This window comes from Campylobacter sp. RM16188 (genome assembly GCF_012978795.1).
GTDB classification, from domain to species: Bacteria; Campylobacterota; Campylobacteria; order Campylobacterales; family Campylobacteraceae; genus Campylobacter_A; species Campylobacter_A canis.
Genome location: NZ_LIWQ01000012.1, coordinates 42238 through 56014, shown reverse-complemented (window position 1 = coordinate 56014; position 13777 = coordinate 42238). Strand labels below are relative to the sequence as shown.

At 38.1% G+C, this 13777-nt stretch carries 12 protein-coding genes; 5 read left to right on the top strand and 7 right to left on the bottom strand.

What is annotated here, in order from left to right:
- Positions 1–74: 74 nt before the first annotated feature.
- The 3 genes from CDOM16188_RS08335 to CDOM16188_RS08325 are packed head-to-tail and all read right to left on the bottom strand — an operon-like array spanning position 75 to position 3242.
- Complete coding sequence (locus CDOM16188_RS08335; RefSeq protein ID WP_172201282.1) at positions 75–1256, bottom strand: sulfate adenylyltransferase; 1182 nt, start codon at positions 1254–1256, stop codon at positions 75–77.
- Entirely contained in the window at positions 1237–2127 is an 891-nt protein-coding gene (locus CDOM16188_RS08330) for a response regulator (RefSeq protein ID WP_172201280.1), read from the bottom strand. The genes CDOM16188_RS08335 and CDOM16188_RS08330 overlap by 20 nt, the downstream gene beginning before the upstream one ends.
- Positions 2124–3242 carry a bifunctional 2-C-methyl-D-erythritol 4-phosphate cytidylyltransferase/2-C-methyl-D-erythritol 2,4-cyclodiphosphate synthase gene (locus CDOM16188_RS08325; protein ID WP_253908164.1) on the bottom strand — a complete coding sequence of 373 codons (1119 nt, stop codon included), beginning with the start codon at positions 3240–3242 and terminating at the stop codon, positions 2124–2126. The genes CDOM16188_RS08330 and CDOM16188_RS08325 overlap by 4 nt, the downstream gene beginning before the upstream one ends.
- 105 nt (positions 3243–3347) lie before the next feature.
- Here CDOM16188_RS08325 and thiC point away from each other — a divergent pair, with 105 nt between their 5' ends.
- The 4 genes from thiC (at position 3348) to CDOM16188_RS08305 (ending at position 8130) form a co-directional block, all read left to right on the top strand.
- Positions 3348–4682, top strand: a complete 1335-nt coding sequence (gene thiC / locus CDOM16188_RS08320; protein WP_172201278.1) for a phosphomethylpyrimidine synthase ThiC — start codon at positions 3348–3350, stop codon at positions 4680–4682.
- Positions 4672–5772, top strand: coding sequence for an Mrp/NBP35 family ATP-binding protein (locus tag CDOM16188_RS08315; protein WP_172201276.1), 1101 nt, complete (start codon positions 4672–4674; stop codon positions 5770–5772). Before thiC ends, CDOM16188_RS08315 begins: the two co-directional genes overlap by 11 nt.
- 739 nt (positions 5773–6511) lie before the next feature.
- The gene (locus CDOM16188_RS11345) at positions 6512–6832 is read left to right on the top strand and encodes a hypothetical protein (RefSeq protein WP_253908163.1); all 321 of its coding nucleotides are present in this window, start codon (positions 6512–6514) and stop codon (positions 6830–6832) included.
- Between the two features lie 98 nt (positions 6833–6930).
- A complete protein-coding gene (locus CDOM16188_RS08305) occupies positions 6931–8130 on the top strand; it encodes a 2,3,4,5-tetrahydropyridine-2,6-carboxylate N-succinyltransferase (protein WP_172201274.1) in 1200 nt (399 codons plus the stop codon).
- 41 nt (positions 8131–8171) lie between these two features.
- Here the strand turns inward: CDOM16188_RS08305 and CDOM16188_RS08300 are convergent, their stop codons facing one another.
- The 4 genes from CDOM16188_RS08300 to CDOM16188_RS08285 form a co-directional block, all read right to left on the bottom strand.
- Positions 8172–8969: an alpha/beta hydrolase gene (locus CDOM16188_RS08300; protein ID WP_172201272.1), complete on the bottom strand. Its 798-nt coding sequence runs from the start codon at positions 8967–8969 to the stop codon at positions 8172–8174.
- An 8-nt stretch (positions 8970–8977) separates the two neighbouring features.
- On the bottom strand, positions 8978–9697 hold the full coding sequence (locus CDOM16188_RS08295; protein ID WP_172201270.1) for a radical SAM protein: 720 nt from the start codon (positions 9695–9697) through the stop codon (positions 8978–8980).
- 83 nt (positions 9698–9780) lie between these two features.
- Positions 9781–10851 (bottom strand): GGDEF domain-containing protein, encoded by a 1071-nt coding sequence (locus tag CDOM16188_RS08290; protein ID WP_172201268.1) that lies wholly within the window; start codon positions 10849–10851, stop codon positions 9781–9783.
- Positions 10848–11960 carry a diguanylate cyclase gene (locus tag CDOM16188_RS08285; protein WP_172201266.1) on the bottom strand — a complete coding sequence of 371 codons (1113 nt, stop codon included), beginning with the start codon at positions 11958–11960 and terminating at the stop codon, positions 10848–10850. Before CDOM16188_RS08285 ends, CDOM16188_RS08290 begins: the two co-directional genes overlap by 4 nt.
- Positions 11961–12188: 228 nt before the next feature.
- Between CDOM16188_RS08285 and CDOM16188_RS08280 the strand changes: the two genes are divergently transcribed.
- Positions 12189–13775 carry an ABC-F family ATP-binding cassette domain-containing protein gene (locus CDOM16188_RS08280; RefSeq protein ID WP_172201264.1) on the top strand — a complete coding sequence of 529 codons (1587 nt, stop codon included), beginning with the start codon at positions 12189–12191 and terminating at the stop codon, positions 13773–13775.
- Positions 13776–13777 lie beyond the last annotated feature (2 nt).

Sequence of the window (13777 nt, the reverse complement as noted above, 5' to 3'; positions counted from 1 at the left end):
ACCGCTTTACATAAAGATATCTTAAGCAGCATAAATTTAGCCTCAAATTTGACAAGTCGCAGCCAAAGACAAAATCAAGTAAGCGAAGTCGTCTGATAAAGCTGCATAAGTTCCTCATAAAATTCTCTCTCGGTATGATTCTCAAGAAGTCCCGAATTTGGAAATAGATCATCATAAAGCTTTTGTAGATTCTTAAATCTATTCTGAAAAACTTCACTTAAAATCATTGCCGAGATATCCCGCCTCATTAAAATCGCAGGAGGCAAAATTCCCTGCTGAAGAAGTGCTTTAAGAGTGCTTGTGTGATATTTTATATGATGATGCTGTCCGTGCGGGCAAGTTTTGGTACTTACTATCGTCCTGCATTCGTTACAATACACAAGCTCTGGAAGCACGATTATCTCAAGCTTTAAAGCCTCTTTGTATTTTTCAAGTATGGTATGCGCGACATTTTGATCATAAAACATCCCGATGCCTGCGTGATTTTGCCCGACAACAAGCTTATCTGCGCCAAGACTGTTTGCAGCTATACACTCAAGAGTCGGATTCATATGCGCACTAAACAAATTTGAGTTTTCAAAAGGCACTATTATAAGGCGGTTTTTAGGCAGGTAATTTTGCGAAAAATACTCCATCACGCGCTTTTTAAGCCCAAATTCTATCTCCCAGTCACTTTTGTAGCTCTTAAGCAAAAATAAAAGAACAATATCCGCCTTATCTATCGTCATCCTGATAAGCCTCTCATGAGCTCTGTTAAAAGGCTCGGCAGTTAGCATTACGGCGGTTATTTTTTGCGCGTTTAGCTCATTTTTTACGGTGGCTATCTCCTCTTTTACTCTTTTAAATATATCGCTATAAATTTCAAATTTACCGCTTACCGCAAGCTCTCCGCTTTGAATCAGCTCGGTTTGGATAGTCTCATTGGCGTGAAAGATGTTTTGATATTTTTTAGATTGATTAAATTTAAAAACACTATCAACGACGATGTGTCCGACTATCTTATCATCTTTTAAAAGCTCGATCTTGTCTCCGCTCTTTGCGTTTTTTAAGCACTCTTGGTTGCGCTTGCCAAAAGGGGCTAAAATAAAGCTATAAGGCATCGGCTCTCCGTTTAAAAAGCCTGTTTCATACACCTCTTGCGCCTCTTTTTCATTCATCAAGCGATTAAATTTGCTAAAAATTTGATTGTGAATCAGCTCAAGTGCACCGTAAGCTTCCTCGTTTATTAAGATAGTGTTATTTTTTCTTGACGACATCGTATTTTTTCCTCTTTTCCCAAAGCGATTTACGCGAAATGCCAAGCTTCTTGCTAAGCTCGGTGTCAGGATAGTTCTCTTGATAATTCACTATAATATGCTTGATATAATCATCAATAGTCAAAATTTCATCTATCTGGAAATTTTTCTCATCGGTAGTGATATTTAAAATTTCAAAATTTGCGCTTTCGTTCTGATTGGTAGAGCTTATTATAAGCTTTCTTTTCATCGCGAGGTTGTAAATTTTATTCTTATCGTCGCTTCTTAAAATTTGAAAATTTGAAAAATACAGCAAATCCCTAGGATTGTCTTTTGCTATGGTTTCAAAATCGGGATTTTGATCAAGCGGAATAAATTTAAAGGATAGATTCATAGCCTTTGCGTATTCAAATACGAAATTATCGGCATTTATTATTTTATTGCATTTTATAAGCATAGGAAGTTTGAGTTTCTTAAAATCAAAATTCAGATTAGAAACCGCCTTAAAATGATAATTCAAATAGTCCTGATAAGTCCTGATAAAGCTTTGCAGCCTTTTAAATTCCTCAAAATGTTTGATCTTACGCACAAGCTCTTCTATCATAAAAGGCTTTTGTATGTAGTCGCTCACACCCGCTTTTATCGGATTTGAGACGGTATCGTTGCTTATATAGGTTATGAGTAAGATGATGATAGAGCTTTTAAATTTGTTGATAATCTTATAAAAATCCTCACCCGGCAGTGTTGCAGAAAGTAACACAACATCAAAATACTCGTTCTTAAGCCCTTCTTTTACCGTCCTTGCTATCTCGCACTCATAGCCCAAATCCCCTAGCTTAGTCGCCATACTCTGAGCTAGATAAATTTCATTTTCTACTATTAAAACTTTCATGCTTGCGTCCAATCATAATATCTAAGGCTTGCCGTCGCACTTGCGGCTATACCTTCGCCACGCCCGACAAATCCTAATTTTTCCGTAGTTGTTGCCTTTACATTTATCCTGCTTGCGCTTATATTTAGCGCTTGGGCTATATTTTGAGCCATCTTAAGCTTAAAGGCGCTTAGTTTCGGAGCTTGCGCCATAACGGTTATGTCGGCATTTACTAGCTCAAATCCAACGCTTTGAACAAGCCTATACGCCTGCTTTAAAAGCTCTATCGAGTCGGCTCCTTTATATTTATCATCAGTGTCAGGGAAAAGCTCGCCTATATCGCCTAACGATGCCGCTCCTAAAATAGCGTCTATTAAGGCATGAGTTGCCACATCGCCGTCTGAGTGAGCCTTAAATTTAAATTTATGCGGAATTTTCTCACCGCAAATTGTTACTAAATTTCCCTCTTCAAAGGCATGTACGTCAAAGCCGTTGCCAAGATAAATTTCATTTTTTGGAGCTTTTAGGCAAGAAATTTTGGCCAAATCCTCTTTAAAGGTAATCTTTCTGGCGTTTTCATCGCCTAAAACATACCAAATTTTAGCCCCTATCGCTCTCATCGCCGAGCTATCGTCAGTGTAAATTTTATCGCTTTGCAAGGCTTTTTTAAGCAGATCGGTTCTTGAAAGCTGCGGAGTTTGGACTAGCTTTACTCTATCTCTATCGATAACATCATCTTCAAGATAGACCGTGTCTGCGACTTTGAGCACCGGCACTACGCAGTCGGCATTATTTAGCCCCTCTATTATCTTTGATAGTAAATTCGCACCGATACAGGGTCGAGCTATATCACTAACCAGAACAAATTCGCTGCTAACTTTATTAAGAGCGTTTTTTAAACTCTCTTGTCGTGTAACTCCACCACGCACAAAGCTGTAATGTGGCGCAAATTTACTCATGTAATCAGCCTCATTGCTTACCACTATGACATCTTTAAATGGATAATGAGAGCTTAAATTTTTAGTGGCAAACAACCAAAGCGGCTCATCTCCTATGCGTAACCACTGCTTTTTTACGGGCATTTCAAATCTGGTTGAGTTGCCGGCTCCAAGCATGATAAGCGATATATCAAACAAATTTCATCCTTTTTACAAAAGTGTTACGATATTATACACTCAAAAAGCTTTTTTTTATCTTTTTTTGAGTAGTATTATTTCTATTTTATTTAGGAGAATTATCTAATGAGAAAAGACTGGATAAAAGAGAGATTAAACGATAAAACACCGACACAGATGTATTATGCTAAGCGTGGCATCATCACGGAAGAGATGAAATTCGTAGCTAAAATAGAAAATTTAGATGCCCAGCTAGTGTGTAAAGAAGTAGCAAAAGGCAGCATGATAATACCTGCTAACATCAATCACGTAAATTTAACTCCGATGGCAATAGGCATGCAAGCAAAGACAAAAGTAAATGCCAATATCGGCAACTCAAGCCTTGCAAGCGATATAGAAGGCGAGTTAGAAAAGCTATCCGTATGCCTAAAATACGGCGCCGATACCGTTATGGATCTATCGACTGGTGGAGATCTTGATAAAATAAGAGAGGCGATCATCGCAAATTCAACCGTTCCTGTAGGAACAGTGCCTATGTATCAAATAATGCACGATGTAAAAAACATAGAAAATTTGAACATAGATAAGATGCTAGAAGTCATAGAAAGACAGGCTAAGCAAGGTGTGAGTTACTTTACGATACATGCGGGATTTTTGCTAAAATTCATGCCTTTAATCTCAAAGCGAAAAATGGGCATCGTAAGCCGTGGCGGAAGCCTTATGGCAAGCTGGATGATGCACTATCATAAAGAAAATCCTTTTTACGAAGCCTTTGATGAAATTTGCGATATCTGCGCTAAATATGACGTAGCGCTATCGCTTGGAGATAGCTTGCGCCCGGGATGTTTGTATGACGCAACCGACGAAGCGCAGCTAAGCGAGCTAAAAGTACTTGGAGAGCTAACGCTTAGAGCGTGGGAAAAGAACGTGCAGGTAATGGTTGAAGGTCCGGGTCATATACCTTTAAACGAAATTGAGTATAATATGAAAATAGAACAAGAGCTTTGTCACAATGCTCCGTTTTACGTGCTTGGACCGCTTGTTAGCGATATCGGCGCGGGATATGATCATATAACATCCGCCATAGGCGGCGCTTTAGCGGCGTATCACGGAGCCAGTATGCTTTGTTACGTAACGCCAAAAGAGCATTTAGGCTTGCCAAATGCCGCGGACGTAAGAGACGGTATCATAGCTCACAAGATAGCCGCTCACGCAGCAGACGTAGGGCGAAAGCGGTCCGGCGCCATAGAGCGCGATCACGCAATGAGCGATGCTAGGTATAACTTTGACTGGAACAAGCAGTTTGAACTGGCTCTTGATCCTGATAAGGCGCGTGAACTTCACGATGAAAGCCTGCCTCAGGATGTTTTTAAAGAGGCTGAATTTTGCTCGATGTGCGGGCCGAAATTTTGCGCTTATAAAATTTCAAGAAATATTATAAAGGAGAATGATGTTAAGTAAAGAACAGGTTATCGAAAGATTAAAAGGCGTTATATATCCGGGCTTTGAAAAAGACATAGTAAGCTTTGGATTTGTAAAAAACATAGAGATTGGCGATAAAATTTTAGTAGAGGTTGAGATCGTAAGCTCAAATCCCGACATAGCAAAAGAGCTTCGCTTGGATATCCAAAGAGTTCTTGGCTCAAACGAGGCTGTTATCAATATAATCCAGCCAAAAATTCCCGAGGAAAAAAGCAACTCTCAAAGCGGTAAAAACATAGCTCCGCAAGTTAAAAATTTCGTCATGGTAAGCTCGGGAAAAGGCGGCGTAGGCAAATCGACAACGACTTTAAATTTAGCTATATCCATGGCAAAACTTGGCAAAAAAGTGGGAATTTTAGATGCCGATATATACGGACCAAACATCCCAAGAATGCTTGGAGAAGTAAATACTCAGCCTCAAGTTATAGGCAACAAGCTTCGTCCGATACTTAGCCACGGCGTTGAGATGATGAGCATGGGCGTGCTTATGGAGGAAGGAACGAGCCTTATATGGCGAGGATCTATGATAATGAAAGCTATCGAGCAGCTTTTAAAAGACGTTATATGGAGCGAGCTTGATGTACTATTTTTGGATATGCCTCCGGGAACGGGAGATGCGCAGCTGACGCTTGCTCAAAGCGTACCGGTAACAGCGGGAATTTGCGTAACAACGCCTCAAGTGGTAGCACTTGATGATAGCAAAAGAGCGCTTGATATGTTTGAAAAACTGCATATCCCAATCGCAGGCGTGATAGAAAACATGAGCGGATTTATCTGTCCTGAAAGCGGCAAGGAGTATGATATATTTGGCAAAGGCACGACCGAAGAGATGGCAAAAGCCTATAAAACCGAGGTTTTAGCCGAAGTGCCGATCGAACCTGCCGTGCGCGTAGGTGGCGATAGCGGGAAACCGATAAGCTTTTATGAGCCAAATTCCGTAACCGCAAAACGCTACGAAAAAGCCGCTTCTCGCCTTTGGGAGATAATAGAAAATATCAATAACGGCGGCGGAGCCGATAACTCATCGATCCAGCCCGTAATGGACGGCAAGAGCGCTTGCTCGAAGTAAAACATAAATAATAAAAAGTGAAATTTACAAAATTAAATTTTGTAAATTTCACTTATATTTTATAAATCATAAATAAAACAATCTTTCAACAACATTTTGTTAAAATCAAATAATTTTAAACAAAAGAGCGTAATAATGACAGTAATAGAAGCAGCCAAAAAGGTTCTGGGAGATAAAAAAGTAGCATTAAGTCCAAATAGAATTTATAAAATTGCAGAACAAATGGGTTGATCAAAGGAGCTGAATTTAAAAGGCAAAACACCATGGGATACATTTTCAGCACGTTTATATATAGATTTAAAAAATAACGAAAATTCAATTTTTGAAAAAACTCAAAATAGACCTATACTAATTAAATTAAAAAATCAAAGTTTAAATTTAAAAGACGAGCCACAGGCAAAAACTAAAAAATAAATTTCACGAAAGAGATATACATCCTCTTTTAGTTAATTTTCTATACTCAAATGAAGACTTTAATGCAAGAGCTAAAACAATTTATCATGAAAATAGTAAAAAATCACAAAAAGGTCACGATAAATGGCTATACCCTGATATAGTAGGAGTTAACTTTGAGTATGAGTACTACAAAGATAATGTTCTAAAATTCGCTAATAAATTTGCAAAAATACCACTTAAAATTTACTCCTTTGAAATTAAGACAGAGCTTAGTGTTGCAAATTTTAGAGAGTATTACTTTCAAGCAGTTTCAAATTCAAGCTGGGCAAACGAAGGATATCTAGTGGCACTTGATGTTGATGAAAGCAATAACGAGTTAATAGAGTTAATAACAAAGTTAAATCTTAGCTTTGGCATAGGTGTTTTAAGTCTTAACAGTGAAGATTTGGCACAGAGTAATATTATTGCCCCTGCACAAACTAGACAACTTCTAGATTTTAATATCATAAATGAACTTTGTAATAAAAACCCTAATTTTAAAGACTTTTTACAAACTATTAACGATTTTGATGTAACTAAAGCGGATAGATTTAACAACGAATTTGATAAAGTCTTAGACCAGAAAGAACTGGAAAAATATTTAAAAGATAAAATATTAATCTAATTTAAAAATGCACACTATATATTCTTAAATGTGTGTCAAAATTTCATCTTAAACAATATTTAGTTAAACTTCACAAAATAAATTTACAAGGAGTAAAAATGTCAAAAGAGTTTAAAACAGCCGATGAATTCAAAGAATTTTGCGAGAAATTTAGAGCTAAAAAGGGCTATAAAGACCCGATTGCATTTGCCATCGCTAGAGTAGATAGGGGACAACTTAACAAAGATAAAATCCTACAAGCAAGCTACGCGGTAGTAAATTATCAAGAAAGCTTTTTATCAGCCGCCGCGTTTATATGGGCGCTTGAAAAGTGCGGAGTGGAGGTTGATTTTACAGATAGCGAATTTGTAGCCGAATTTACTCCAAAAGTAGCCAAAAAAGCAAGCAAACTCTTTAGCGTCTTTGAAAACGAGATGGAAAAACACAAAAACGTGCAAGTTTTACACATGATAAAGCACGCTTTTGAAGAAGATTTGGAAAATAACGAAGATAAATTCAAAATCGTATTTATGTTTGAAGATGCTAAGCCAAAGAGCGTTGAAATCGTATATCTGAAGCTTTATCTACTCTCTTTAAACAAAGCTCCCCTTAGAAGCCTGGTGCTTGACGGAGCATTTGGCGTGCTACCAAACGTAGCATGGACGAGCCGCAATATCCCGATCGAGCTTGAGTGGCTTCGCAAAAACGAAATTTGGCTAAAGATGAGCGGCGGATATCCTGCGATAGTAAGCGTAGATAAGTTCCCGCGTTTCTTAAGCCACATCATCCCAAGCGACAATACAAGAATCCTTGATAGCGCAAAGGTTCGCCTAGGTGCGTCCATACATCCGGGCACTACGGTAATGCCGGGCGCTGCGTATGTGAATTTTAACGCAGGCACGACAGGTTCTGTTATGATAGAAGGGCGAGTAAGTAGCTCAGTCGTAGTCGGCGAAGGAAGCGATGTGGGAGGAGGAGCAAGCATCCTTGGCGTGCTAAGCGGCACAAACGGCAACCCTGTAAGCATCGGCAAAAACTGCTTGCTTGGCGCAAATTCCGTTACGGGAATACCGCTTGGCGATAAATGCATAGTCGATGCAGGAATCGCGATACTAGAAGGCACAAAGGTCTTTATAAACGAAGTCGAGCGAGCAAAACTAAACAAGATAAATCCAAATTTCAAATTTGATCGCGAAATTTACAAGGGTCTTGAACTTGCAAACCTTGACGGACTTCACTTCCGCCAAAACAGCCAAACAGGTCAGATCACGGCAAGCGCAAGCAAGCGCGCGATAAAACTAAACGAAGCGCTTCATTAAAATTTGCTTTTAAGCCTGCTTAAAACAAGGCGGGCTTAAGATTACTTGCTTAAAATTCCTTCCAAAATTCGCTCAAATTCCGCATTATAAAGTATATCGTTATGCCCCGCATCAATCTCATAAAATTTATCCGTTGGCTTTAAAATTTTAGCTAATTTATGAGAATTTAAAACTTCTATAAGATCGTCAAATTTGCCGTGGATTATCGATATGTTCGTATTTTTTGCCTCTTTTAAGAACGAAACTGTCGGAATTTTGTATTTAACTATAAATTTTGGCACAAAAAACACTTTTGAGCTTGCCAGCTCGTCAAATTTAAAATAAGGCGCAACCAAAACAAGCTCGCGTACGTCAAATTTGCTCGCGATATTTGCCGCAAGTCCGCTTCCAAGGGAGTATCCGACCAGTTTTATCTTGCTTATATCAAAATCCTCAAGCACTCGCTTAATCATCTCGTAGCTATCATTATAAAGCTCGTTTTGATTTGAAATTTCGCCGCTACTTTTACCATAGCCTCTATAGTCAAAAACATAAAAATCATAGCCTAAATCTGTATAAAATTTACCAAAACCGCCCCAGCCTTTTAGCGAGCCTGCATTGCCGTGCAAAAACAAAACCGCTCCCTTTGGATCGTGTGCATAAAAATGAAGCCCGTTTAATGTTGCTCCCTCTACATTTAAATTTATCTCTTCAAACTTACCGCCAAACTCGAATTTATAGTCGCTTGCAAGCTTTGTGGGAACAAACAGGAGTTTTTCTTGAAATACATAAAGCAGAGCTAAAACAACCAGATAAAACAGAAAAAATACACTAGAAAGATATAAAACGGTCTTACCCATAAAAATCCTTAAAAAAATATCTTGTATTGTAGCTTATTAGCGTTTAAAACATCTTGCAAATTTGATTTAAGACCTGCGTAGTAACTATCATCGCCAAAAATATAAATTTGCTTATAAAGTCCTAAAAGATGCGGGAAATTTCGCCCTATAAAGGCTAAAATTTTATCTTTAAAGGCAGGATACAAATTTAGCCTGTCAAACATAATCTCATCTGTCATACCGCCGTAATCTTGTGCGAATTTAATCGCAGGAGTAATAACCGGAAAAATAGGAGCAACAAATAAAAATGTCTTAATCCCCTGCTCTTTTAAGCTCCTTAACGCATCTAAACGTTCACTAATCCTGCTTGCTCTGGGCTCAAAAACGGCTCGCAAATTCTCATCAAGAGTAGAGAAACTAAGCCCTACTCTTAAATTTGGCATAGTTTTAAAAAGATCGATATCACGCATTAGCAAGCTTGATTTAGTTAGAATTCGCAAATTCACATCCGAATTTGCTAACGCTTCAAGCACTTTGCGAGTGTTTTTAAATTTAGCTTCAAACGGATTATAGCAATCCGTAACCGAACTCATAAAAATCCGCTCGCCTTTGTAATTTTGCATAAATTTCTCAAGCGAGCTTTCATCAAACTCCTTAATATCAACAAATTCTCCCCACTTTTCAGAGTGTCCGCTCATCTTTTGCATAAATTCGGCATAACAATAAATGCAAGCGTGCGGGCAACCCACATAAGGATTGATAGCGAAGCTAAAGCCTGAAATTTTAGAAGAAGAGATGATGTTTTTGGATTTTACGAAAGAGAGTTTCAGGATTAGGCTTCTTTAAATTTAATATCTCTTAAAACTTTGCCCGTGATACAGTTTTTGCCTGATTTTTTGCCTTGACCTAACAAGCTATCAGCCTCTTTAATAGCGTTATCAATGTCAAATTTATCGTCTATATCGGCATGAACAAAGCCAAAAGTTATCGATACGTTAAGCTTTTCTTGCTCAAATTTAAAGGTGTGTTTATGGATTTTTTCCCTAATGCGATTTAATATGATGTTTGAATTTTTCAAATTCGTATTTATTATAAGTAGCAAAAACTCTTCGCCGCCAAATCTAAATGCATAATCTTGCTTTCTAAGGCTTGTTTTTATAATATCTGCAACCTTTCTTAGCACCTCATCACCTGCATTGTGTCCGAATTTGTCGTTAATGCGTTTAAAATCATCCAGATCGCCTACCGCTACGCTTATGCTGCTTTTAGAGTTAAAAGCGCTTCCTTGAACTAAATTTATAAAAGCCCTGCGATTTGGCAACTGAGTAAGCGGGTCTTTATTTGCCGCCATCTCAAACTCTTGTTGTTTGTCAAGCATACCTAGATATATCATGGTGTTTAAAATTCCAAGCAGAGAGGAAAACGCCACAAGAGCGCAAACTACTAAAAAAAAGTTAAATACGTATATGAGCTGAGCTTGGCTACTTGCAACCTCGGCAGTATCATGAAACAAAACATATAGCAACAAATAAGCCGCACCCTGGATAAACGCGACTATATATCCAAGTATCTTGCCTATGGAATTAGTAAAAAAAGCCACCGATATAAGGGCTAAAATGATATTTTGAAATCCATATCCCCATCCAAGCACACAGGCGCAAACAAAAGCGTGGATAAATATCTCAAATCTCGTTACCGCAAGGACTCTTTGAATCATATTGCTATCTTTTAATATATAAGCCAAATGCACATATATCAAAACGCTAGCGATATTCATCATGGATAAATAAGGCTTATTGATATACAAAAATATAACAAAATAGACCACGTGAACGAGCATAAAAGCTATCATTATGATCTGTAATTTTTTGCTGATATCAGAACCGATAAACGATCTTGTCATTCCTGCGCCCATTTTTTAATCTTAACTCGGTTTTTACCCTCTTTTTTGCCTTCATATAAAAGCTCATCGGCACTCTTTATAATCTGCTTAATGTCCACATCAGATCCAACATCGTCACTTAAAATAATAGCGCCAAAAGTTACTCCGACACCCTTATCGTCAGGAGTCTTTATCATGTTTACTTTACGTAAAATTCTATTTAAAATTTTCTCCGCATCGCCTTTATTTGAGATGAAAGCGGCTATTAAGAATTCCTCTCCGCCCCATCTGGAGACTATATCTTCATCGGCTCTAAAATTTTCACTAAGCACTCCTGCAGTGGCTACTATAACCTCATCACCTTGAGTATGTCCGAAAGTATCGTTTATGCTTTTGAAGTTATCTATATCTGCAAGCGCTATTAATATCTCTTTTTTGCCTTCGCCGGTCTTGCTTTGCTTTAGATGAGTTTTTATCATCTGAGAAATTCTCTCTTCGACGATTGAGCGATTTTTAAGTCCGGTTAAATAGTCATGCTCGGATATCTCCTTAACCCTATCGCTTCTCATCTGAATATCTTTAAAATTTTGAACATGCATAGAGCCAAGAGCCATGGTTCTTTTTAAAAACGAAGTAAATATGCAAACAAATATAAATACATAACAGCCCTCTTTAAATTTCTCATCAAGTAGCTGCATACCCAAGCTATCTCTATAAATATAAAGCACCAGATAAAGAGTAGCCTCTATAACTATGATAACAAAAGAGAAAAAATTCCTCTTTAATATCATAAAATAATTAGCGCCTATAGCCCAAATAAGAATATTTTCTATGCCGTATCCCCAGCCAAATACTAAAACTCCAAAAACAGCGTGAAAAACCGCCGCCGCATGAACCCAATACACGACAACTTCTTTTGAAGATCTTCTTTGGTAGTAAAATCCAAATGTAACTAAAGCGGTGATGAGATATACGGTGATGATTTTGAAGTCTATGTTTTGAGTTGCTAAAAATATGGAAACTACAACATTTATAAACACAAAAAGCAATAGCAAAAAGTTATATACTTGACCCTGACCGCTTTTATTGGCTCTATGCTGGATATTTAGTATATTGTACTTTGTCGTCATATTTTAAATCAACCTAAACTACCCTTATTTACTTTAAGCGACTATATCAAAACACAATTATATCACAATATTAAATTAAAATTAATACAACACAAAAACAAAAGAAGTAATAATAAATATTATCGAACTCTATTTTATCGCTATATAAATTTAGTTTATACGAATTTTAAACAACTTTTTGGCAAGATAATTAGATTATTAAAAATAACGAAATTCAGAGGTAAATTTATGGTTGAGATTAAAAATTTAGTTATGAGATTTAATGCACAACTTCTATTTGAAGATGTAAATTTAAAGCTAAATCGCCAAAATAGATACGGACTTATCGGCGCGAACGGTGCGGGCAAATCAACGTTTTTAAAAATTTTATCAGGAGAGCTTGAAGCAAATTCAGGCGATATCGTCATAGAAAACGGACTTAGAGTAGGCACACTCGGGCAAGATCAGTTCGCATTTGAAAATTTCACCATTAAAGACGCCGTTTTATACGGCAACAAACGCCTTTATGATGCGGTTAAAGAGAAAGAAAAGCTTTACATGAGCGAGGAATTTACCGACGAGATAAACGAGCGCTTAGGCGTTTTAGAGATGATAACGGCCGAAGAAGATCCAAGCTACGAGTATGAAACAAGGATAGAAAAAATCCTAAGCTCGCTTGGGTTTAGCGACTTCGATAAGCTTATGAGCGAAGTTGAAAATTCTGACAAATTTAAGGTGCTTTTAGCTCAAGTACTCTTTCCAAAGCCTGATATTTTATTTTTAGACGAGCCGACCAACAACCTTGATATCGAAAGTATCAAGTGGCTTGAAAACGAGCTAAACCGCCATGAGGGTACGATGGTTGTTATAAGCCACGACCGCCACTTTATCAACGCGGTCTGCACGCATATCTTGGATGTGGATTTTAAGAAAATTCGCGAATTTACAGGCAACTACGACGACTGGTATATCGCCTCAACCCTCGTTGCAAAGCAGCATGAGATGGAGCGCGATAAGAAACTTAAAGAAAAAGAGGAACTTGAGAAATTTATCGCTAGATTTAGCGCAAACGCAAGCAAAGCGCGCCAAGCTACAAGCCGTCAAAAACAACTAAGCAAGCTTGATATCGAAGAGATAAAAGTCTCAAGCAGGCGCGATCCGAGCATACTCTTTCGTATCAAGCGCGATATCGGAAACGAGATTTTAGAAGTTCGCAACATAAGCAAAAAATTTGACAAAACGCTTTTTGAAAATTTTAGCTTTAAGCTCGAAAAGAACGACAAAGTAGCCATCATCGGCGCAAACGGCGTAGGAAAAAGCACTCTAGCTAAAATCATCATAGGAGAGGTTAAGCCCGATAGCGGCGATATCCACATAGGCGCAACCATCGAGCCAAGCTACTTCGCGCAAGATACGACAAATAAAATTTCAGGCGAACTTAAGCTATACGAGTGGCTACAAGATGAGAAAAACAAAGACCTAGATGAGATCAGAAAGTGCCTTGGTAGAATGCTCTTTAGTGGTGCCGAGCAGGAAAAATCGGTAAGCTCGTTAAGCGGAGGCGAAAAACACCGCCTAATGCTTAGTAAGATCATGCTTGACCGCGGAAATTTGCTGATCTTAGATGAGCCAAACAACCACCTTGACCTTGAGGCTATCATCGCTCTTGGCGAGGCGCTTTATAAATTTAACGGCAACGTAATCTGCATAAGCCACGATAGGGAGCTCATTGATGCGTTTGCAAACCGCATTATCCACCTTAAAGGAGATGGCGAGATAGTGGATTTTAAAGGCACATTTGAAGAGTATATGCAGCAGCTTGAAGCTGGAGTTTAAGC

Excerpts from the sequence above, each read along its gene's own strand:
- CDOM16188_RS08335 (WP_172201282.1), bottom strand. The coding sequence starts at position 1,256 with ATGTCGTCAAGAAAAAATAACACTATCTTAATAAACGAGGAAGCTTAC.
- CDOM16188_RS08280 (WP_172201264.1), top strand. The coding sequence starts at position 12,189 with ATGGTTGAGATTAAAAATTTAGTTATGAGATTTAATGCACAACTTCTA.
- CDOM16188_RS08285 (WP_172201266.1), bottom strand. The coding sequence starts at position 11,960 with ATGACGACAAAGTACAATATACTAAATATCCAGCATAGAGCCAATAAA.
- CDOM16188_RS08300 (WP_172201272.1), bottom strand. The coding sequence starts at position 8,969 with ATGGGTAAGACCGTTTTATATCTTTCTAGTGTATTTTTTCTGTTTTAT.
- CDOM16188_RS08330 (WP_172201280.1), bottom strand. The coding sequence starts at position 2,127 with ATGAAAGTTTTAATAGTAGAAAATGAAATTTATCTAGCTCAGAGTATG.
- CDOM16188_RS08290 (WP_172201268.1), bottom strand. The coding sequence starts at position 10,851 with ATGACAAGATCGTTTATCGGTTCTGATATCAGCAAAAAATTACAGATC.
- CDOM16188_RS08305 (WP_172201274.1), top strand. The coding sequence starts at position 6,931 with ATGTCAAAAGAGTTTAAAACAGCCGATGAATTCAAAGAATTTTGCGAG.
- thiC (WP_172201278.1), top strand. The coding sequence starts at position 3,348 with ATGAGAAAAGACTGGATAAAAGAGAGATTAAACGATAAAACACCGACA.
- CDOM16188_RS08315 (WP_172201276.1), top strand. The coding sequence starts at position 4,672 with ATGTTAAGTAAAGAACAGGTTATCGAAAGATTAAAAGGCGTTATATAT.